The 20,841-nt window shown below is 63.4% G+C and carries 14 protein-coding genes; 7 read left to right on the top strand and 7 right to left on the bottom strand.

The genetic code is table 11. The annotated features are described in order from the left end of the window. Positions 1-330: 330 nt before the first annotated feature. Positions 331-2,640, bottom strand: a complete 2,310-nt coding sequence (gene ligA, locus HGSM_RS12795) for an NAD-dependent DNA ligase LigA (RefSeq protein WP_407635114.1) — start codon at positions 2,638-2,640, stop codon at positions 331-333. A gap of 190 nt (positions 2,641-2,830) precedes the next feature. On the opposite strand from ligA, the gene HGSM_RS12790 reads away from it, so the two are divergent. Then, positions 2,831-4,957, top strand: coding sequence for a prolyl oligopeptidase family serine peptidase (locus HGSM_RS12790; RefSeq protein WP_019149162.1), 2,127 nt, complete (start codon positions 2,831-2,833; stop codon positions 4,955-4,957). Between the two features lie 2 nt (positions 4,958-4,959). Beyond that, a complete protein-coding gene (locus HGSM_RS12785; RefSeq protein ID WP_019149161.1) occupies positions 4,960-5,385 on the top strand; it encodes an NUDIX hydrolase in 426 nt (141 codons plus the stop codon). A 208-nt stretch (positions 5,386-5,593) separates the two neighbouring features. Here HGSM_RS12785 and HGSM_RS12780 read toward each other — a convergent pair whose 3' ends face one another. The 4 genes from HGSM_RS12780 to HGSM_RS12765 all read right to left on the bottom strand — a co-directional run bounded on the left by HGSM_RS12780 (position 5,594) and on the right by HGSM_RS12765 (position 10,497). Then, the gene (locus HGSM_RS12780; RefSeq protein ID WP_019149160.1) at positions 5,594-6,904 is read right to left on the bottom strand and encodes an MFS transporter; all 1,311 of its coding nucleotides are present in this window, start codon (positions 6,902-6,904) and stop codon (positions 5,594-5,596) included. A 4-nt stretch (positions 6,905-6,908) separates the two neighbouring features. After that, positions 6,909-7,943, bottom strand: a complete 1,035-nt coding sequence (locus HGSM_RS12775; RefSeq protein WP_019149159.1) for a uroporphyrinogen decarboxylase/cobalamine-independent methonine synthase family protein — start codon at positions 7,941-7,943, stop codon at positions 6,909-6,911. Next, complete coding sequence (gene mnmA / locus HGSM_RS12770) at positions 7,940-9,217, bottom strand: tRNA 2-thiouridine(34) synthase MnmA (RefSeq protein WP_040595162.1); 1,278 nt, start codon at positions 9,215-9,217, stop codon at positions 7,940-7,942. Before mnmA ends, HGSM_RS12775 begins: the two co-directional genes overlap by 4 nt. Before the next feature lie 86 nt (positions 9,218-9,303). Beyond that, positions 9,304-10,497, bottom strand: a complete 1,194-nt coding sequence (locus HGSM_RS12765; RefSeq protein WP_019149157.1) for a cysteine desulfurase family protein — start codon at positions 10,495-10,497, stop codon at positions 9,304-9,306. 156 nt (positions 10,498-10,653) lie between these two features. Between HGSM_RS12765 and HGSM_RS12760 the strand changes: the two genes are divergently transcribed. Continuing rightward, the gene (locus HGSM_RS12760; RefSeq protein ID WP_154646350.1) at positions 10,654-11,808 is read left to right on the top strand and encodes an acyl-CoA dehydrogenase family protein; all 1,155 of its coding nucleotides are present in this window, start codon (positions 10,654-10,656) and stop codon (positions 11,806-11,808) included. A 99-nt stretch (positions 11,809-11,907) separates the two neighbouring features. Here HGSM_RS12760 and HGSM_RS12755 read toward each other — a convergent pair whose 3' ends face one another. Beyond that, complete coding sequence (locus HGSM_RS12755; protein WP_019149156.1) at positions 11,908-12,909, bottom strand: electron transfer flavoprotein subunit alpha/FixB family protein; 1,002 nt, start codon at positions 12,907-12,909, stop codon at positions 11,908-11,910. A gap of 8 nt (positions 12,910-12,917) precedes the next feature. Further along, complete coding sequence (locus HGSM_RS12750) at positions 12,918-13,724, bottom strand: electron transfer flavoprotein subunit beta/FixA family protein (RefSeq protein ID WP_019149155.1); 807 nt, start codon at positions 13,722-13,724, stop codon at positions 12,918-12,920. A gap of 129 nt (positions 13,725-13,853) precedes the next feature. Here HGSM_RS12750 and glgX point away from each other — a divergent pair, with 129 nt between their 5' ends. From glgX to HGSM_RS12730, 4 genes are all read left to right on the top strand, one after another. Beyond that, positions 13,854-16,190 (top strand): glycogen debranching protein GlgX, encoded by a 2,337-nt coding sequence (gene glgX / locus HGSM_RS12745; RefSeq protein WP_040595161.1) that lies wholly within the window; start codon positions 13,854-13,856, stop codon positions 16,188-16,190. Between the two features lie 228 nt (positions 16,191-16,418). Next, entirely contained in the window at positions 16,419-18,428 is a 2,010-nt protein-coding gene (locus HGSM_RS12740) for an alpha-1,4-glucan--maltose-1-phosphate maltosyltransferase (protein WP_019149153.1), read from the top strand. Further along, positions 18,425-20,182 carry a maltose alpha-D-glucosyltransferase gene (gene treS, locus HGSM_RS12735; RefSeq protein ID WP_019149152.1) on the top strand — a complete coding sequence of 586 codons (1,758 nt, stop codon included), beginning with the start codon at positions 18,425-18,427 and terminating at the stop codon, positions 20,180-20,182. Before HGSM_RS12740 ends, treS begins: the two co-directional genes overlap by 4 nt. A 52-nt stretch (positions 20,183-20,234) precedes the next feature. After that, positions 20,235-20,841 (top strand): GlgB N-terminal domain-containing protein (locus HGSM_RS12730; protein WP_040595160.1); only part of this gene is annotated, 607 nt, incomplete at its 3' end.

Genomic DNA, 20,841 nt, shown 5'->3' with positions numbered 1-20,841 from the left:
CTCTAACTTACCACCTCGATCTCACCGGCGCAAACCAGCTTGATTCGAAGTCCAAGAGGAGAGAAGATGTTCAGCAACTTGGTGAACCCTGTGGGCTCCAACCCGTCGTGCTGACAAGTAAGAACACTACCCGGACTCGGCGGCCAGAAACAAATCCTCAGCGCGTGACCGTGACCACAGCAGCCAGCCCCCGTGCTCACGCGCACCCTTAACCGCAGGTCAGACCCAAAAAAACCTGCCCCCAACGAGCCCGCACGTCACGCGCCAATGACCCAACCGCGAGCTCAAGCGACCTTAAGACCATCCCATTTACAACCATTCAAGGAACACTCAATCAGCCACCGGCGCCTCAAAAGCCCCGGGCCCACCAGCCAAGAGCCGCTCAAAACCCGCCTCGTCCAGAATCCGCAGTCCCAACTCGATCGCCTTAGCCTCCTTGGACCCTGCATTCTCGCCGACAACCACAAAGTCAGTCTTCTTAGATACAGAGCCTGAGGCCTTGCCACCGCGGGAGATGATCGCTTCCTTTGCTCCATCGCGGGTAAACCCGGTCAGTCCCCCGGTGACCACCACTGTCAGCCCCTCGAGCGTTCGCTCCACCGACTCATCGCGTTTGTCTTCCATGCTGAGTCCAGCCTCGCGCCAGGTAGCCACGATCTCCTGGTGCCAGTCCTCCGTGAACCATTCCTTGACGGACTCAGCAATCGTGGTGCCCACGCCCTCGACCGCGGCAAGTTCCTCAACGGTTGCGGACTGGATGCGTTCGAGCGATCCCATCTCCGTGGCAAGTGCCCGGGCAGCGGTCGGTCCAACGTGTCGGATCGACAGGGCAACAAGAACCCGCCATAGTGGCTGATCCTTCGCCTTCCCAATCTCTGCGAACAGCTTCTTGGTGGTCGCGTTAGGCTCCGACTTCTTCTTGGCGGTGGCCTTGGAGTAGAAGTAAGGAACCAGTTCCCATTTGTTACCCGACTTCAACTTACGTTCACGCCAAACCCGGACCGAGCCCAGGGACTGGGACAGTGGAGAACCGGGGTCAGCCAGTTCAAACAGTCGAGCCTCGCTAGTCATCACGGGCACGAGTGGGCGGAGCTCCTCCTCGAGCAGGTCCTCCCCTACCGCCTCAAGTCGCTCGGCCCGCTCCGAAAGAATGTGCGCAGGCGTCGAGGAGTCCGGGTCGCACAGCGCTACAGCCGCCTCCCAGCCCAACGCCTCAATGTCAAAGCCCGATCGAGCGCCAATGGCAAACACGCGCTCACGCAGTTGGGATGGACAGGACTGGGCGTTAGGGCAGCGCAGGTCCTTGTCCCCTTCCTTTGCCTCCCGGATAGGGGTCCCGCAGGATGGGCACACCGTTGGTGCTTCCCATTCTGGCAAGCCCTCGGGGCGCAGCTCCGCCACGGCACCTAGGATCTCGGGGATCACGTCTCCGGCCTTGCGCAGGATGACCGTGTCTCCGGGGCGCACATCCTTGCGCTTAACCTCGTGAAAGTTGTGCAGGGTCGCCATCGCGACAGTAGACCCGGCAACAACCACGGGCTCCATCTGACCGAACGGTGTCACGCGGCCGGTGCGCCCAACGTTCACCAGGATGTCGATGAGTCGGGTGGTGACTTCCTCGGGCGGGTACTTGAACGCGATCGCCCAGCGCGGCGCACGGCTCGTGGTGCCCAGCCGGTTCTGCGAGGCGATCTCGTCCACCTTGATCACGAACCCGTCGAGCTCGTGTTCGATGTCGTGCCTGTGCTCGCCGTAGTAGTCGATCTTGGCGCGTACGGCGTCCAGCCCGTGCTCAACGGAGTTGTGCGAGGAGACCGGGATGCCCCATTCCTTGTACAGCTCGTACACATCGGACTGACGCACGAGCTCCACGGGTGCGGCACCGGCCCATTCCAACGCTCCGATTCCGTGCGCGTACATGGATAGGGACCTCGAGGCCGTCACGCGCGGGTCCTTCTGACGCAGTGACCCCGCGGCCGCATTGCGCGGGTTAGCAAACGGCTTTCCGCCTGCCTCCAGTTGGGCTTCGTTGAGCGCCTCGAAGTCCTTCACCAGCATGAACACCTCGCCGCGGATTTCAACCACGCGCGGATGCAGTGCGGGGTCACCGCCGAGCGTCTGCGGGATCGACTTGATCGTGCGCACGTTGAGCGTCACGTCTTCACCTGTTCGGCCGTCTCCTCGCGTCACTGCGCGTGCAAGTTCGCCGTTCTCATACACAAGTGAAATGGCCAGTCCATCGATTTTGACCTCGCATAGGTACGAGATCTCAGCGGAACCCAGTTCAGAGTGGACGCGGTCCGCCCAAGCCGCAATTTCGTCGAAAGTAAAACCGTTATCCAGCGAGAGCATCCGCTGGACGTGATCCACGGAGTGAAACTCCGTGGTGAACGTCCCGCCCACGCGCAGCGAGGGCGAGTCCGCTGGGACCGCGCCCATTTCGTCTTCCAGCTCGGCGAGCTGGGCAAGAAGCGCGTCAAAGTCCGCGTCGGGAATCGAGGATTCGCCCTCAATGTAGTACTCGAACTGGAATCTCCTGATCGCCGCGGCGAGTTTTTCCCAGCGCTCGCGCGCTGGCAATTCTTGATTTTCGACGATTGTGGCCGCCGCTGCGGCCGCCCCACCGGACCCAGCCACCACATGTTGTGCGCTCGCGCCAGACCCCGGTGCATCAGGAGCAGCGTCAAGCGCACCCGAGCCAAAGGAGTCATCGTCAAACAAGGAGGAATCAGGAGTCGTGTTCACACCCCCTATTTTCCACATCCCACTGACATTGCGCGCGGTGCGAAACGCGGCAGCGGTGTCACAGTGACGCGTTAGGGTTAAGTTCATGACCCTAAACCATGACATCACCGATGATCCGCACCTCTGGCTGGAGGACGTTGAGGGCGAGGCTCAGCTTGACTGGGTACGCGGCCACAATGACACGGTCCTGACCACCATCGCAGCAACCACCGAGTTCGCGGACGTCAAAGCAAAGGTGCTTGAGGTACTCGACTCGGATGACAAGATCGCCATGGTTTCCCAGGCGGGCGACTACCTGTACAACTTCTGGCGCGACGCCGAACACCCTCGCGGTCTGTGGCGCCGCACGCTGGTTGACGAGTACACCAAGGACGAGCCGGAGTGGGACGTCCTGTTGGACGTGGACGCACTGTGCGAGGAAGAGGGCGTCAACTGGGTATTCCACGGGGCCTCGCTCCTGCGCCCAACCTTTGACCGCGCGCTCATCGACCTGTCCCGCGGCGGTTCGGATGCGGATGAGACCCGCGAGTTCAACGTGATCACCCGAGAGTTCGTGCCTACCACTGACGAGGGCTTTTACCGCCCGGAGTCCAAGGGTGGGATGAGCTGGATCAGCGCGGACGAGGTGTTCGTGTACACCGACTTCGGCACCGACGAGGACGGCAATTCAACCATGACGCCGTCCGGCTACCCCCGCGTGGCCAAGCGCATGAGCCGTGGCCAGTCCCTTGACGAGGCAACCACCGTGTACGTGGGAACCGACCAGGACATGTACATATCGGCGTACCACTCGTTTACGCCCGGATACGAGCGCAACTACGTGAGCCGCGCGATCGAGTTCTACCGGAGCGAGACCTACCTGCTCGAGGATGACGGCACGCTCACACTGATTGCTGTCCCGGACTCTGCCTCCGTGGGCGTTCGCAAGGACCTCCTCATGGTCGAGTTGCGTGATGACTGGACAGTAGGCGACGCAACCTACCGTGCCGGATCCCTGCTCGTCACCGATTTCCCCTCGTTCCTCGATGGCGCACGCGAGTTCCAGGTCCTGTTTGAGCCCACACCAACCCGATCGCTCGCAGGGGCGTCCTGGACTAAGAACTACCTCGTGCTCAACGTCCTAGAGGACGTCAAGAACAAGGTTCAGGTCTTCATCCCGCCTGCCGCGGAGCACCTCGACGCGAGCGGCGCCGGCTCCCAGAGGTGGGCCTCAGTTCCGTTCACCGGCCTGCCAGAGCTCGGCACAGTTTCCGTGGGCGCGGTGGACTCGCACGAGAACGACGACGTGTGGGTTGTCTCGACCGACTACCTGACCCCCACGACCCTCTCGCGCGTCTCGCTCTCCAGCGTGATCACCGCGTACGAGATCGACGAACCAGCCAAGGTTGCGCCGCTCAAATCGATGCCGGCCTTCTTCAACTCCGAGGACCTGGTCACCGAGCAGCACTTTGCCACTTCGCTCGACGGCACCCGGGTCCCCTACTTCGTGGTCCACCGCAAGGACCTCGAACTGGACGGCACCACCCCCACGATCCTGTGGGGCTATGGCGGGTTCGAAATCTCGCTCACCCCGTCCTACTCCGGCGGGCTGGGGCGCGGCTGGCTCGAACGAGGTGGCGCGTACGTGGTGGCAAACATCCGCGGTGGCGGCGAGTACGGACCAACCTGGCACCAGGCGGCGCTCAAGGAAAAGCGTCACAAGGCGTACGAGGACTTCGCAGCAGTTGCGCGCGACCTCATCGAGCGAGGGATCACCTCGACACCGCATCTCGGCGTGGATGGGCGCTCGAACGGTGGCCTGCTAACCGGGAACATGCTGACCCAGTACCCCGATCTCTTTGGCGCGGTGGTCATCGGCGTTCCTCTGCTGGACATGAAGCGCTACTCGCACCTACTCGCGGGCGCCTCGTGGATGGCCGAGTACGGCGACCCCGACGTCCCCGAGCAGTGGGAGTACATTAAGACGTTCTCGCCGTACCACCTGTTCGACCCGAAGCAGACGTACCCGCCGGTCCTCTTCTACACCTCGACCCGTGACGACCGCGTCCACCCGGCACACGCCCGCAAGCTCGCGGCCAAGATGCTCGAGGCCGGCAAGGACGTCACCTACTACGAAAACATTGAGGGTGGCCACGGAGGCGCGGCTGACAACAGCCAGTCCGCATTCATGTCGGCGCTCATGTACCAATTCCTCATGGAGAAGCTCAGCTAACAATGTCCCAGAACATCATTCGCGTGGTTGCGGTCCTCGTCCAGGACCACAACGACAACATCCTGCTTGTCCGCAAGCGCAACACCGACACGTTCATCCAGCCTGGCGGTAAGCCGGAGGCGGGCGAGGAGACCCTCGACACCGCGCACCGGGAGTTGCTGGAGGAAACCGGGCTCGACCTGTCAACGGACCGGTTCAAGTACATCGGTTCCTTCACGGCGCCCGCAGCCAACGAGCCGGGCTTCGAAATCATCGCCGAGTGCGTTCGGGTCCGCCTGCGCACGGGCGAGGGATCCAAGGTGCGTGCTGACGCCGAGATCGCCGAGCTCAACTGGTTCACCCCGACCCAGGCCGCGACCATCAAGGCTGCTCCCCTGTTCCAGGACATCATCCTGCCGCTCGCGATCGGCGAGTTTGCAGCGAACTAGCGTCCCAGCGCAGCGCCTATCAGCCCAACGCAACTGATTCACGACGAGAGGGTCGGCTCCCAGCGCATGTGCTGGGAGCCGACCCTCTCTGGTACGCGTTCCTGCATCGAACGGATGAATAACCATCCGTTCGGCGCCCAACGGATGAATAATCATCCGTTCGATGGAGAGCAACGGCCGGGAGCTCCTCCGGGAACCGCTCCGGGAGCTACTTGAGGTACGAGACCGCGAGGCGCGAGTCGTAGTTCAGGAAGTTGCGCTGCCACGCGAGCAGCAGCCACAAGGCGACGATGCAGGTGATGCCGCCGACGATCGCGGCGATGCCTTCGTTCCACCACGTGGCCTCGGTGCCGAGCCACATCTCGCCTAGGCGCGGGCCGCCGGCGACCACCACGATGAACACGCCCTGGAGGCGTCCGCGCATGTGGTCGGGGGTAGCCGTCTGCAGGATCGTCTGGCGGAACACCGCAGAAACCTGGTCCGATGCGCCGGCAAACACGAGCGCTAGGGCCGCAAGAACGATGTAGTTCCACTGCGGGTGCTCGGGCGAGGACGTACCCGCCGAGACCACGATGACTCCAAACGCCACGATGGATAGGCCCCATGCGGTGATCGCGAAGGCAATCACGCGGCCCTGCTTGGTGATCGAGGTGAGGCCACCCGAGAATGCGCTCGCGAGAAGCCCTCCCACGGCGACACCTGCCGTCAGGATTCCCACCGTCGTGCTGCCTCCGCCGAGCGCGATCATACCGATCGCGGGCAGGAGCACCTTGGGCGAGGCAAACACCATGGCGCACAGGTCCACGAGGAAGGTCATGCGGACATCGGACTGGGTCTTGAGGTAGGCCAAGCCGTCGAGAACGGAACGCAGTCCCACGCGTTTGCGCTGCATAGGGTTCCCGTCGGCATCAAGCTGCGGCTCGGGGTGCATGGATGGGAGCTTGAACACGGCAAAGAGAGCTGCGAGGTACAGGAAGGCGTCGATCGTGTACGCGGGCGCGTAGCCCACAAACTGCACCAGGAGCGCGCCCACGAGCGGTCCCACGGAGAACGCGAGGTTTCCGGTCAGCCCCATGAGGGAGTTCGCCGCCGGCATCAACTCCGGGCGCACGAGCTTGGGGATGATCGCCTGACGCGCGGGATTGTTGACTGCAAAACACGCGGACTGGATCGCCACGAGCGCGTAGAGCACCCACACGTTCCGGACGCCCGCCCATGCCTGGGCGGCCAGTGTCAGAGTGGTGAGCCACAGCGCGGTCGAGGTGATCAGGGACACCTTGCGCCGGTCGTAGTGGTCCACCAGCGCGCCGCCATACAGGCCCAGCACCACGAGCGGAATTAGGGTAAACAGGCCGAGTAGTCCCACATAGAACGTGGACCGCGTGATGTCGTAGACCTCGAGGCCCACAGCCATGATGGTCAACTGCGCACCGAAGTTGGAGACCCCCAGCCCCCACCATAGGCGCATGAACTCTGGGGATTCCCGCAGTGGGGTGGTGTCTACGAGGATCCGTGGCATGGCTTTAGTCTTCGGCCTTTTCAGCTAGGTATTCGGCGACTCTCACTGCCGTGCTCAGGACAGCGCGCGCGGAGTCTGGGGAGGACGCAAGGGGGCGGACCGCGGCGAGGCTTGGCGCCACGGTGACATGCGCCAACCGCGAGGGCTCCAACCCGATCCGCTTCCACGGGATCACGATGGCGTCAGCGAGCTGGCGCAGGTTCGGCCCCGAACACTGAGAAACCTCAGGTGCCGGGAGGCCGGCCCAAAACTCTACGCCCTTCTCAACGGCGCGTGCAATGTGGTCCCATGCGCGCTCGTTCCACGAGGTCTGGGCCGTGAAGTCGAGGGAAATGCCTGCTGCTCCAGCGACGACGCTCGGGGCGATGCCCACCCAGGCCTCGCCCACCCGGACCACGGGCTTGGCACCCGCGGCGGTGATCGCCTGATAGAGAACCTGGGACTGCGCAGCCAGCTCGGGGCCCGGGACAGCGTGGATCCGAGAGTACCCGGAGAACGTGGGCAGCACTCCCGCGGTAATCTGCCCTATGTGACGTTCGTCGATCTGTACAGTGAGCTCTATCCCGGGCAGTGCAGACCGAAATCGCCCCATCATGTCCACGAGCCCGGCGGCCAGCGAGTCGGTCAGTTCCCGGACCGCACCCCGATCCGTGAGGACCCTGTCCCCGCGGGCCAAATACAGCGTGGCCGCCAGAGTCCACGGTCCAACAACACTCAGCGTCAGCGGCCCGGAGTACCCCGCCGCAGCAAACGTCAACGCCTCAACGTCATGGTCCAGCGCGCGGGCAAGGCGCTGCTCGTCCATACCCGGACGGTCGGCGAGCTTCCACCCATGCGGACCGACCTCGAGCGGCAACTGCTCGAGGATAGACAGCGTGCGGCCCAGAGTATCCGCGTACGGGGCAGAGCCCTCGAGCGAGGCCCAAAAGGGCAGGGCCTGGACCCCAAACGGAACCTGGCCAAGATCGTCGAAAATAGAAAGCTGCTGTGGCAGCAGATCTGCGCCCGGCCAGGGGCCGGGCCCGGTTACCCCCGTCATGACGCAGAGGAGAGGCCCGCAGCAACCGGTGCTGCAACAGCAGCCGCAGTCGACTTGCGGTCCGAGGCCACCACGGTGGCCTGACTGAGCACGCGGGTCCCCGAGTACAGCACGAGGGACTGGCCCGCGGCCACGCCGCGTAGGGTTCCGCCGGTCAGCTCGACCTCGAGCATAGTGCGGTCGTCGAGGTCCTCGGACAGGCCCTCGGCGCGCGTGCACTGTGTGGCTATGTCCTCGCGGCCCGCGCCCACGATCTCTGCGGCGCGAGACAGCGCGACCGACCGGGCGCGGCCCAGAACCTGGGCGCCGTGCGCCCGGACCTGGACCTGGACGTCGAACCAGTCGCTTCCGGCCTCGGTCTGACCGGCCGCGGCCAGCACGTCGTCGGCGAACCAGACCGCTTGGTCTCCCACGATCCGGTTCACGGTCAGGAGCTCGGCCGGTCCAACGATTACGGTGTTGGACTTGGGGTTGGTGCCCAGCACGTAGCGCGGCTTGCCGTCCTGTGCGGGGTTGCCCAGAGCAAGGCCCTTGCGCTGACCCACGGTGTAGGCGTAGGCCCCGTCGTGGGTGCCCACGACGTTGCCGTCGGTGTCCTGGATTTCGCCGGGGCGGGTGCCCAGGCGCTCCGCGAGGAAGCCCTTGGTATCGCCGTCGGCAACAAAGCAGATGTCGTAGGAGTCCGGCTTGTTGGACACCGACAGCCCGCGGCGCTCCGCCTCCGCGCGCACCTCGTCCTTGGAAGCGAACCCGCCAAGCGGGAAGATTGCGTGCTTAAGCCGCTCCGGTCCCATGACCGCGAGCACGTAGGACTGGTCCTTGGGCTCGTTCGGGGAACGGTGGAGCTCGCGGATGACAGACCCGTCCGAGTCTTCGCGCTCGAAGACCTGCGCGTAGTGGCCCGTGGCCACGGCATCGAAGCCCAGCGCGCGCGCCTTGTCCAGCAGCGCCTCAAACTTGATGTGCTCGTTGCAGCGCACGCACGGGTTGGGGGTGCGGCCCGCCTCGTACTCGGACACGAAGTCCGCGATCACGGTGTCCTCGAACTTCTCGGACATGTCCCACACGTAGTACGGGATGCCGAGGATGTCGGCGGCGCGGCGGGCGTCCCCCGCATCTTCGATCGAGCAGCAACCGCGCGAACCGGAGCGAAACTGGTTGCGGTTTCGCGAGAGCGCCATGTGCACGCCCACAACCTCGTGACCAGCCTCAACCGCGAGCGCAGCTGCTACGGCAGAGTCCACTCCGCCTGACATTGCGGCCAAAACCCGCATGAACTTCCCCTCCTACGTCCGCGCGTGCGGACTATGTGTGGCCCTAGGGCCGGCACTTCTTTACGTATTTCAAGACTAGTTCACCGTCAGGCAAGGCCTGCGGCGGTGGCGCGCTCGACGGCGCCCGGTAGTACGTCCAACAGCAGGTCAACATCTTGTTGGCTCGATGTGTTCCCCAGTGTGAATCTCAACGCACCGCGCGCATCGCGTTCGCTGACCCCCATGGCCAACAGCACGTGCGACGGCTGCGGTACCCCTGCCTGGCAAGCCGAGCCTGTGGAGACCTGCACGCCGGCGTTGTCCAGCAGGAAGATCAGTGAGTCGCCCTCGCAGCCCTCGAACGTGAAGTGCGCATGGCTGGGAAGCCGTTTGCCGCGGTCAGGTCCTGTGACGTCAATGCCTCGCGCATGCGCGCTCGGGATTTTCGACGATATGCCTTGGATGATCTGGTCGCGAAGGGATTCCAGTCTGTTTGCCTCTGCCTCGCGGCGGCCGTCGGCGGCCTTGACTGCGGCCGCGAACGCTGTGATGCCCAGTGCATCGAGCGTGCCTGAGCGGACCTCGCGCTCCTGGCCTCCCCCATGCTGGACGGGGACGAGCGTGAGGTTGCGGGCCGCGAACAGCGCGCCGACTCCCACGGGTCCGCCAAGCTTGTGCGCCGTGATGGTCATGGCGTCGAGGCCGGAGCTTGAGAAGTTGATGGGTAGGTGTCCTGCAGCCTGCACTGCGTCCGAGTGCACGGGTATACCGTGCGCGTGGGCAAGCTCGACGACCTGCTCGATCGGCTGAATCGTGCCGACCTCGTTGTTTGCCCACATGACGGAAACCAGTGCGATGCGCTCGTGGTTGGCGGCGATCTCGGTGGCAAGGAAGTCCAGATCGATCAGGCCGCTCTCATCCACGGGGATCCACACGAGCTCCGCGCCCTCGTGGGTGGCGAGCCAGTGGGCCGGGTCCATCACTGCGTGGTGCTCGATGGCGGACAGCAGAACGCGGGGACGGGATGCTTCCTTGTTCCGCGCCCAAAAGATGCCTTTGATCGCTAGGTTGTCTGACTCAGTGCCCCCGCTGGTGAACACGACCTCGGACGGCGCGCTCCCAAATATCCTGGCGATGTCCTCGCGGGATTCCTCCACGAGCCTGCGAGCATCTCGCCCCGACCTGTGCAAAGAGGACGGGTTCCCCACTGTGCCCATGTGCGCGACCATCGCTTCAATTGCCGCGGGATCCATGGGGGTGGTCGCGGCATGATCAAGGTAGGCAACGTGCGTGGGGGTCATATCAGACAAGTTTACGTCCGCCTGCGCGAGGGTCCCTGCGATTGTGAGGCAAAACAACCAGGGGACCTCATCTCACCAGCCACAGCACGTAGGGACGGTACGATCAAACGCGAGTCAATCGTCGATGATTTTTTACCTCAGGCAGGAAGGCCCCGGATGTTTCTCGACCCAGCGCTCCTCGCACGAATCCGCGAGCGCGCAGCAGGATACGACCGCGACAACACGTTCTTCACCGAGGACTTTGAGGAACTCAAAGAAGCCGGTTACTTCACAGCCATGGTGCCCAAGGAATTTGGCGGGCCGGGGCTAAGCCTCGAGGACATCACGCGCGAGCAGATGGCGCTTGCCGGGGCGGCGCCGGCCACGGCGCTCGCCGTCAATATGCACCAGGTGTGGATGGGCGTGGCCAACACCGTGTACCGGACCGGAGACACCTCCATGAACTTCATGTTCGAGGCCGCGATGGCCGGGCACGTGTTTGCGTTCGGTGTCTCTGAGGCCGGCAACGACCTAGTCCTGTTCGGGTCGAACTCGCGCGCGCAGGCGCAGGAGGACGGCGGCTACACGTTTTACGGAACCAAGATCTTCACGTCGCTATCCCCCGGCTGGACGATGCTCGGCACGTTCGGCGCAGAGGAGGGACCGGACGGCGAGCAGGTCAACGTGTGGGGATTCGTGGACCGCGACTCCGGCGTCCAGATCAAGGACGACTGGGACACCGTGGGAATGCGGGCGTCGCAGTCCTGCACCACGGTTCTCGACGGCGCATACTCACCCGCCGAGAGGATCGTGCGGCGCATCCCGTCCGGCCCATCGGGCGACCCGTTCATCTTTGGGATCTTTGCGAACTTCGAGATCCTGCTCGCTTCCGTGTACACGGGGATCGGCGCGCGGGCGCTCGAGGTCGCGGTGGAGACGGTCAGCAAGCGAACCTCGAAGGCAACTGGAACCACGTACTCGCAGGACCCAGCGATCCGGTGGCGCATCGCTGATGCCGCAATGGAGATGGACGTGCTCTACCCACTCATCGCGCAGGCGGCCAGGGACGTGGACGCGGGCGTGGACCGCGGTTCGCTGTGGTTCCCGCAGCTCTCGAACGTCAAGTCGCAGGCCACCGAGACCGCGCTCCGGGTAGTCGAGAAGGCCGTGCGGGTGTCCGGCGGGTCCTCGTACTTCAACCGCTCGGAACTCTCTCGCCTGTACCGTGACGTGCTCGCCGGACTGTTTCACCCGTCCGACGACGAGTCCGTCCACGGCGCGTGGCCAATGCCCTGCTGGGGCCGATTGAGGGGTAGCTCAGGTGCCTATTGAGGCGTAGCTCGGGACGGCAAAGGGGCGGGTCCGCAACCGATTGGTTGCGAACCCGCCCCTTTGTGTATGTGTCCTAGGGCAGCGGTCTAGTAGTCTCCACTAGATCTCGTACTGGCCCTCTTTGTAGGCACGGATCGCAGCGGCGGCCTGTGGAAGCACGTCCTGCAGTTCACCGACTACGCCGAAGTCGCAGATCTCGAAGATCGGCGCGTCCGCGTCACTGTTGACACCGATGATGATGCCAGATGCCTGCATTCCACCGCGGTGGTGCGGAGCACCGGAAATGCCCGCGCCGATGTAAACGCGAGGCGCAACCGTCACACCGGTTTGGCCGATCTGAGCGTCGTGCTCGATCCAGCCCTCGTCCACAGCGTCACGGGTGGCGCCCACGGCACCGCCAAGTGCGTCTGCAAGTTCCTCTACAGGACCGTAGTCTCCGTTGGTGCCGCGCCCACCAGCAACCACGAAGGCTGCCTCAGCGAGCTTTGGTCGTCCGGAGCCACCGGCGATCGGGGCGTGTTCGGTGCGAGAGACCATGTACGCGCTCGTGGCGAGCTCGCTCGGCGCCACCGAGAACTCGACAATCTCAAGAGACTCCGAGGGAGTGTCCGCTGGAGCCGGGATAACGGCATTCGCGCGGACGGTCGCAACAGCGATCGGGGTCCTGATGGTGCAGTCCACGTCCCACGAGCCCGCGAATACGCGCTTGTAGCCCACGAAGTTGTCGCCCTCGAGGCCAACCTTGACGGTGTCGATGACGAGTCCCGCGCCGATCGCGTAGGCGAGGCGAGCGGAGATCTCCTTGTTCTCAAAGGTGGGAGAAGCCAAGACCGCACGGGCCTGGGTCATCTCCACTGCCTGAGCGAGGAGTTCTGCGGCAACTGGCGTGAGGTGGTGGCTTGCGCCGCCCTCCACTGTGCCGAGGAACAGGCGGCGCACGCCGTATTCCTTGAGCTGTTCGATGGTTTTCTCGTTGGGTGCTTCAAAGGCAACCGCAACAGGTTCACCGATGTTGCGGGCGAGGGTCAGCAGCTCCTTGGCGGCTGAGCGCACCTCGATGGTTGGGGTGTCCAAAAGGACAAGAACGCTATGTGTAGCCATTGTGGTCCTCACACCAGGTCATTCTTGATGAGGTATTCGGCAAGCGCGAGGCCGCCTTCGCCCTTGTCGTTCACGAGCTGTGCCAGCTCGCGCGGCGGGCGCGGGGCGCTCTTGGTCACCTTGGTGCGCGCTCCCGCGGTGCCAACCTCCGAAGGGTCCACGTCGATGTCCGCGAGGGTCCACGTGGCGATGTCCTTGGTGCGTGCCGCCATGATGAGCTTGAAGTTGGGGTACCGGGGAGTGTTGATGTGGTCCGTCACGGACAGGACTGCCGGAGCGGTCGCCGTGAGGACCTCGGTGACGCCGTCGAGTTCACGGGTGATCTCGATGACTCCGTTCTCCACGGTGAGTTTGGTGGCCAGAGTGAGCTGCGGAAGTTCGAGTTCCGCGGCAAGCAGGCTCGGGATGACTGACCCCAGACCATCGAGCGCTGCCATTCCGGTGATGATGAGGTCGATTGGGCCCTCAGCACTGATCTTTCGGATGGCGCCCGAGATCGCGCGTGCCGTCCCAAAGATGTCGGAACCCGCAAGGAGATCGTCCGTCACGCGGATTCCCCTGTCTGCCCCGAGCTGGTACGCCTTTCGGATTGCACCGTCTGCATCGGCTGGGCCGATGGTGAGCACGATGACCTCGTGTGCCTCACGCTCGTCAGCGCCAAAGGCTTCAACGAGTCGCAGCGCGGTCTCGATGGCGTTTTCATCGAGTTCGTTCAGCGTCCCGTCTTGTGCGCCACGGGCGACGCGCCCCTCTTCAGTGAAACTGCGGTCCGAGTGGATATCGGGTACGTGCTTGACCGGAACCACGATTCTCATCAGTTACAACTCTTTCGTCGATCGCTTCTGTCCTTGGCCTAGCCTACATCCCGAATCCATGGGACTCACATCCCCCTTTACGCGGTGTAACGATCGAAGCCGAATGCAATCCCTGCAAGAATGGGGAGCATGTCATTTGCTTCCCCGTCTCACTCCCACCTTCCGGTTCCCCAACTGGGTGTTCATCGCGTCCCCGGAGGGGTCACTGTAGCTGTTTTTGCGGCTCATGCGACCTCGGTGGAGTTCTGTCTTATTGACCCGGTTGATCCTAGCTCCGCCGGGTTTGAGGATACTAATACGCAGGTCACGAGGCATAACGTCGAATCCGAGTCTGGCACGCAAAGCTATACCGAACGCCGCTTTTCCCTGTCCCACCACACCCTCGGCGTGTGGCACGATTTTGTCCCTGATGTGCCCGCCGGCGCGCTATACGGATTCCGCGTAAACGGGCCGTGGAACCCCGCACAGGGTCTTCGTCACAACCCCGCAAAACTCCTCACCGACCCCTACGCGCGAGGGCTCACCGGAACCCTGGACTTTGGTCCCCACACCTATGGTCAGGAGACTGAATGGGACACCGGGAACCCGCGATCGGTAGTGGGCGACGCGTACGGTCCGGCTGATTCACGTGACTCGCTGGGGCACACGCCGCTGAGCGTCGTGGTCGAGGACGCAGACGTCCCAGATTTTGACGCCGAGCGGCCGTATATCCCGTGGTCCGACACCGTCATCTACGAGGCCCACGTCAAGGGTCTGACCGCCCTGCACCCAGACATCCCGGAGGAGCTCCGCGGCACCTATGCCGCAATCGGCCACCCCGCGATCATCGAACACCTGAAGTCGCTCGGCGTCACAACCCTCGAGCTGCTACCAATCCACGCCTTCACCTCGGAGCCACACCTCTTTGACAAGGAGTTGGTCAACTACTGGGGCTACAACACCCTCGGTTTCTTTGCGCCTCATGAGGCCTACGCCTCGCCCGCTGCGCGTGCGGGCGGTGCCCAAAAGATTATCGACGAAGTACGCACCATGGTTTCAGCGCTCCATCAGGCGGGTATCGAGGTGATCCTCGATGTTGTCTACAACCACACCGCTGAGGGCGGCCTGGCCGGACAGCACCTGAGCTTTAAAGGCCTCGACAACACGAGCTACTACCTCCACGACGGCGGCACACCTGCACGGTACGCAGACGTGACGGGCTGCGGAAATACGCTCGACTTCCGCAGGCCAAAGGTGGTCCAGCTCGCTCTGGACTCCATGCGTTACTGGCTCACCCAGATCGGCGTGGACGGCTTCCGCATGGACCTCGCCGTGACCCTTGGCCGCGACACCGAGGGCTTCAACCCGGATCACCCATTCCTGGTTGCGCTACAAACCGATCCTGTGATCTCCCGGGCAAAACTCATCGCGGAGCCCTGGGATGTGGGCCCCGGCGGTTGGCAGACCGGACGTTTCCCTGCACCTCTCGCAGAGTGGAACGACCGTTACCGCGACACCATTCGCGGCTTCTGGCTTCGAGATGCCGCTGCGGCTGCTCACGGGCAGCCCGGCTCTGGCGTGCGCGAACTCGCCACACGCCTGTCAGGCTCCGTGGACTTGTTTGGACACACCGATCCGCCGCTCATGCGCGGCCCCGGTGCGTCAATCAACTTTGTCACCGCACACGATGGCTTCACTGCCGCTGACCTCGTTGCCTACGACCACAAGCACAACGAGGCCAACGGCGAAGAGTCCCGCGACGGCACCAACAACAACCGTTCATGGAACCACGGGGTCGAAGGCCCCCTCAACGAGGAAGACCCCTGGCACGTCATTGCGCCAATGCGCCGTCGCTCCATCAGGAACCTGTTGGCCACGCTCGTGTTCTCCGCGGGCGTCCCCATGCTGACGGCAGGAGACGAGGTCGGTCGTAGCCAGCGCGGAAACAACAATCCGTACTGCCAGGACAACGACATCTCGTGGATGAACTGGCACCTGTCCGAGTGGCGCCTAGACCTCAAGGCCACAGTGACGCGATTGCTCGAACTGCGCCGTGAGCTTCCTGCACTCCGCGTACCCGAGTTCTTCTCGGGCCAACCACTTCCCCACGACGAGGACCACCAACCAGACCTTGCGTGGTACGGCGCAGATGGCCTGCGTTTGACCGTCGAACAATGGAACGATCCCTCGACCCGTGCTTTCCAGATGTTCCGGCGCGGGCGCGTGGCGGAGGAGACAGGGGACGGCGATCCACACGTGCTTCTCATCTTCAACGGCCAGCTCAGTCCAGCAACCCTGCACCTTCCCGTGGATGACAACTCGACGCGCACTTGGCAGCTTGTCTGGGACTCGCAGTGGGAGAACCCGGACGAGGACGTGCCAGCGGACAAGTTCCCCGCAGGTACCCCTGTTTCACTCGAAGAACTTTCCCTGCAGATGTACATCGCGAATGCACCAAGCGTCCGGGATGCAGAGAGTACCCACTAGAGGCACACCAACCTTCCCCTGCCCCATCCCGAAGGTCCACCAACTGGCCTCGGCTTTCCCAAACCGGGTGGCGGTTCTCACATTCGCCCCCAGATTAGGTAGCGTTCTACTGTGACTCCTTCTAGCCGCACCAGCACCCCCCGTACCACTCGCTCAAAGACATCAGCGGGGGCAGTCCCCTCGCGCGCCCAGGAATCGACGGGCACTGCAGAGATCGCACCTGCTCCCATGGCTTCATTCATGATCGGCCGCATTCCAGTGGTCGATGTGTCACCAGTGGTCAGCGAGGGCAGATGGGATGCTAAGGCCGTCATCGGCGAGATGATTCCCATTGAGGCCACGGTATTCCGAGAGGGCCACGATGCGGTTGCCGCAACCGCGGTGCTTGTTGCACCCGACGGCACCGAACGCAGCACGCGGATGGTAGACGTCGCGCCCGGCCTTGACCGGTTCCGAGGTTTCCTTGCTCCCGATGCGCTGGGATCTTGGGGATTGCGCGTCGAGGGCTGGTCTGACCCGTACTCGACGTGGGAACACGATGCCTCGATCAAGATCGCCGCAGGGGTGGACACGGACCTCATGCTCCGCGAGGGACAGGTGTTCTTCGAGCGTGCCGCCGCACGCACGGGCCTTCCCCGGGACATTGCGCGAAAACTCACCGCCGTGGCAAAGGTCCTCGGCGATACCACGCGCAGCGCCCAGGAACGGTTGTCCGCCGCGAGCGCCCCTGATGTCGCACACATCCTGCGCTACGAGCACCCCGTGCGGGACTACGTGACGCCGAGTGCCACGTACCCACTCTTCGTTTCCCGCACCCGAGCGCTCTTTGCCTCCTGGTATGAGATCTTCCCCCGTTCCGAGGGCGCGAAGCAGGACCCCACGACTGGAAAGTGGTCGTCGGGCACACTTCGCACTGCAGCCGAGCGCCTTCCAGAGATCGCCAAGATGGGCTTTGACACCATCTACCTGACTCCAATCCACCCGATCGGCACCACCAACCGCAAGGGCCGCAACAACACGCTTGAGGCACTGCCCGGCGACCCAGGTTCTCCGTACGCCATCGGTTCAAAGGATGGCGGACACGATTCGATCCACCCGGACCTTGGCACGTTTGAGGACTTCGACGCGTTTGTTGCTGACGCTACGGCGTTGGGGATGGATGTCGCGCTCGATATCGCGCTGCAGTGCTCTCCTGACCACCCGTGGGTTGCCGAGCACCCGGAGTGGTTCACCACTCGCGCGGACGGCTCGATCGCCTACGCCGAGAACCCACCAAAGAAGTACCAGGACATCTATCCGCTGAACTTCGACAACGACCCTGAAGGCATCTACCAGGAGATCCTGCGCGTCCTGAAGGTCTGGATCTCCCACGGCGTCACCGCCTTCCGGATCGACAACCCTCACACCAAGGCCTTGAACTTCTGGGAGCGCATCCTGCGCGAGATCCGCTCGACTAACCCCGAGGTCCTCTTCCTGTCGGAGGCGTTCACCAAGCCCGCCATGATGCACACTCTGGCCAAGATTGGCTTCCAGCAGTCGTACACGTACTTCACTTGGCGCAACACCAAGCAGGAACTCGAAACCTACATCGGTGAAGTTACCGGCCCCGAGGGCTCCTACATGCGTCCGAGCTTCTGGCCCACGACCCACGATATTTTGCCACCCTACCTCCAACACGGAGGTATCCCAGCGTTCGCTATCCGGGCGATCCTCGCGGCAACCGCGTCCCCTCTGTGGGGCATCTACTCGGGCTACGAGCTGGCTGAACGCGTTCCGCGTCCAGGTGCCGAGGAACTCATCGATAACGAGAAGTACCAGTACAAGGACCGCGATTGGTCAGCCGCGCCAAAGACCGGTCTGCCACAGCTCCTCACGTTGCTGAACTCGATCCGCAAGGAACACCCGGCCCTACAGCAACTGCGAAACGTCACCGTCCACCCAACCAACGACGACTCGATCCTCGCGTTCTCGTCCCGGCTCCCGGCAGCGTTCGCAAACGGAGAGGACGATACCGTCATCACGGTGATCAACCTCGACCCGCACAACACGCGCGAGACCACCGTGTGGTTCGACCTCGACGCACTGGGGCTCTCCAATGACGTGCCCAACGTCAACGCTCCTGCCTTCGCAGCACATGACCTCATGTCTGGCGACACCTACGAATGGGGCAAGTGCGCCTACGTCAAACTCGATCCCGTTGCTAACTGCGCGCACATCATCCATGTGAGGCCACTATGACGCACACGTCACCTGATTTCCCGCACTCAACGACTCCCGGCGGAACCGAGAAGTATCTGGTCACCGGCACCCAGTTCCCGGGCGTCTCTGGCGAGCCCGGCGGAGTTTCTAACGATCCCAACTGGTACAAGACTGCTGTCTTCTACGAGGTGATCGTGCGTGCGTTCGCGGACTCCACGGGGACCGGCACCGGAGACCTGCGAGGCCTCATCTCGAAGCTGGATTACCTGCGCTGGCTCGGGGTTGACTGCCTGTGGCTCCCACCGTTCTTCCCCTCACCCTTGCGTGACGGTGGATACGACGTCGCCGACTACACCTCGATCGCACCGCAGCTCGGCTCGATGGAAGATTTCCAGGAGCTCATCTCCGAGGCCCACCAGCGGGGCATCCGCATCGTGATCGACCTGGTCATGAACCACACGAGTGACCAGCACCCCTGGTTCCAGGCCTCCCGCACGGATCCCGAGGGCCCCTACGGGGACTTCTACGTGTGGAGCGACGACAACACTAAGTACGCGGACGCGCGCATCATCTTCACCGACACCGAAACGTCGAACTGGACGTTCGATGCGGAACGCCGCCAATATTACTGGCACCGCTTCTTCAGCCACCAGCCGGACCTCAACTTTGAGAACCCCGCAGTTCAGGAGGCAATGCTCGACGTTGCCCGATTCTGGTGCCAGCAGGGAGTGGATGGCTTCCGCCTCGACGCTGTCCCCTACCTCTTTGAGGCTGAGGGCACGAACTGCGAGAACCTCCCGGAGACTCACGCATTCCTGCGCCGACTGCGCAAGCTCCTGGACACCGAGTTCCCGGGGCGGATCATGCTCGCAGAGGCGAACCAATGGCCCGAGGACGTCATCCACTACTACGGCACAGAGGAAGAACCCGAGTGCCACATGTGCTTCCACTTCCCGGTGATGCCGCGCATCTACTACTCCATCAAGGAGGGCAACGCGTCGCAGATCGTGGATATCCTCGCGGACACCCCCGATCTGGTTGGGGGGCAGCAGTGGGGCACGTTCCTGCGCAACCACGACGAGCTCACACTCGAGATGGTCTCAACTGAGGAACGCGCGTCTATGTACCGCTGGTTTGCACCAGACCCCCGCATGCGCGCCAACGTGGGAATCAGGCGCCGCCTAGCACCACTCTTGGACAACTCGCGCAAGGAAGTTGAGCTGGCCAATGCGCTCCTGTTGTCCCTGCCCGGTAGCCCTTGCCTGTACTACGGCGACGAAATCGGGATGGGCGACAACATCTGGCTCAACGACCGAGACTCCGTGCGCACCCCAATGCAGTGGACTCCCGACCGCAACGCAGGCTTCTCCATCTCCGATCCCGGCAAGCTCTACCTGCCTGTGGTCCAGTCGCTCGTGTACAACTACCGCCACGCCAACGTCGAGGCGCAGTTTGCTCAGCCCACCTCGCTCCTGCACTGGACTCGAGGGATGCTGGCCGTCCGCAAGCGCCACCCAGTCTTTGGTCTGGGCCGGTACGACACCGTCCCGTCATCCGAGGATTCCGTGTTTGCGTACACGCGCTCGAACGAGAACGAGACAATCCTGTGCACGGTGAACTTCGCCGCGACCGCACGCTCAAGCAAGGTCACGCTTCCCGAGTTTTCCGGATACGCGGCAGTCGATCTGTTTGGTGGTTCGGTCTTGGGCCACGTTGATGAGTCGGGCGAACTGCCGATCATGCTCGGTTCTCGTGAGTTCCACTGGCTCGCCCTAGTTGCACCAGTCCTCTAGCAGTCCCCACTAGTCCGTTGGGCTCCCCCGCCCACAAGAACGAGGCATACCGATGAGTACCGACAAGTCCATCCCAGCGGCCCCCACGTCGCCGGCCGTTGAGGCTCCTCCTTCGCGCGCAGCGGTTGCGGGTGACCTGCTCAACGCGATCGCACACGGCACCCACTACGACCCGCACACTGTGCTTGGAGCACACGTGCTTGCCGGGCAGTCTAAAGACGGGCGCCGGTGGGCTTCCGTGCGGGTGCTGCGCCCACTCGCCGCCAAGGTTGAACTTGTCACTGCCGCTGGCCGCGTTCCCATGCAGCACGAGCACGAGGGCATCTGGGTTACGGTCATTCCTGCCCCAGATGGCAAGGCTCCCGAGTACTTTGTCGCCGTCACCTACGGTGACACCGAAACAATTATCGACGATGGATACCGCTACCTGCCCACGCTCGGTGAGTTGGATGAGCATCTGATTAAGGAAGGCCGCCATGAGGAACTGTGGCGCGTTCTCGGTGCCAACGTCAAGGAGTTTTCGACCGGGCTGGGCCCTGTGCGTGGCACAGCGTTCGCCGTGTGGGCACCCAGCGCGAAGGCGGTCCGCGTCATCGGTGACTTCAACGGGTGGGATGGCCGCGGTCATGCCATGCGCGTGTTGGGCAGTTCTGGTGTCT

This window comes from Timonella senegalensis JC301 (assembly GCF_000312125.1).
Classification (GTDB): domain Bacteria; phylum Actinomycetota; class Actinomycetes; order Actinomycetales; family Cellulomonadaceae; genus Timonella; species Timonella senegalensis.
This window is presented reverse-complemented; position numbering and strand designations above follow the sequence as displayed.

Excerpts from the sequence above, each read along its gene's own strand:
- HGSM_RS12760 (WP_154646350.1), top strand. The coding sequence starts at position 10,654 with ATGTTTCTCGACCCAGCGCTCCTCGCACGAATCCGCGAGCGCGCAGCA.
- mnmA (WP_040595162.1), bottom strand. The coding sequence starts at position 9,217 with ATGCGGGTTTTGGCCGCAATGTCAGGCGGAGTGGACTCTGCCGTAGCA.
- treS (WP_019149152.1), top strand. The coding sequence starts at position 18,425 with ATGACGCACACGTCACCTGATTTCCCGCACTCAACGACTCCCGGCGGA.
- HGSM_RS12755 (WP_019149156.1), bottom strand. The coding sequence starts at position 12,909 with ATGGCTACACATAGCGTTCTTGTCCTTTTGGACACCCCAACCATCGAG.
- HGSM_RS12780 (WP_019149160.1), bottom strand. The coding sequence starts at position 6,904 with ATGCCACGGATCCTCGTAGACACCACCCCACTGCGGGAATCCCCAGAG.
- HGSM_RS12740 (WP_019149153.1), top strand. The coding sequence starts at position 16,419 with ATGGCTTCATTCATGATCGGCCGCATTCCAGTGGTCGATGTGTCACCA.
- HGSM_RS12775 (WP_019149159.1), bottom strand. The coding sequence starts at position 7,943 with ATGACGGGGGTAACCGGGCCCGGCCCCTGGCCGGGCGCAGATCTGCTG.
- glgX (WP_040595161.1), top strand. The coding sequence starts at position 13,854 with ATGTCATTTGCTTCCCCGTCTCACTCCCACCTTCCGGTTCCCCAACTG.
- HGSM_RS12750 (WP_019149155.1), bottom strand. The coding sequence starts at position 13,724 with ATGAGAATCGTGGTTCCGGTCAAGCACGTACCCGATATCCACTCGGAC.
- HGSM_RS12790 (WP_019149162.1), top strand. The coding sequence starts at position 2,831 with ATGACCCTAAACCATGACATCACCGATGATCCGCACCTCTGGCTGGAG.
- HGSM_RS12785 (WP_019149161.1), top strand. The coding sequence starts at position 4,960 with ATGTCCCAGAACATCATTCGCGTGGTTGCGGTCCTCGTCCAGGACCAC.
- HGSM_RS12765 (WP_019149157.1), bottom strand. The coding sequence starts at position 10,497 with ATGACCCCCACGCACGTTGCCTACCTTGATCATGCCGCGACCACCCCC.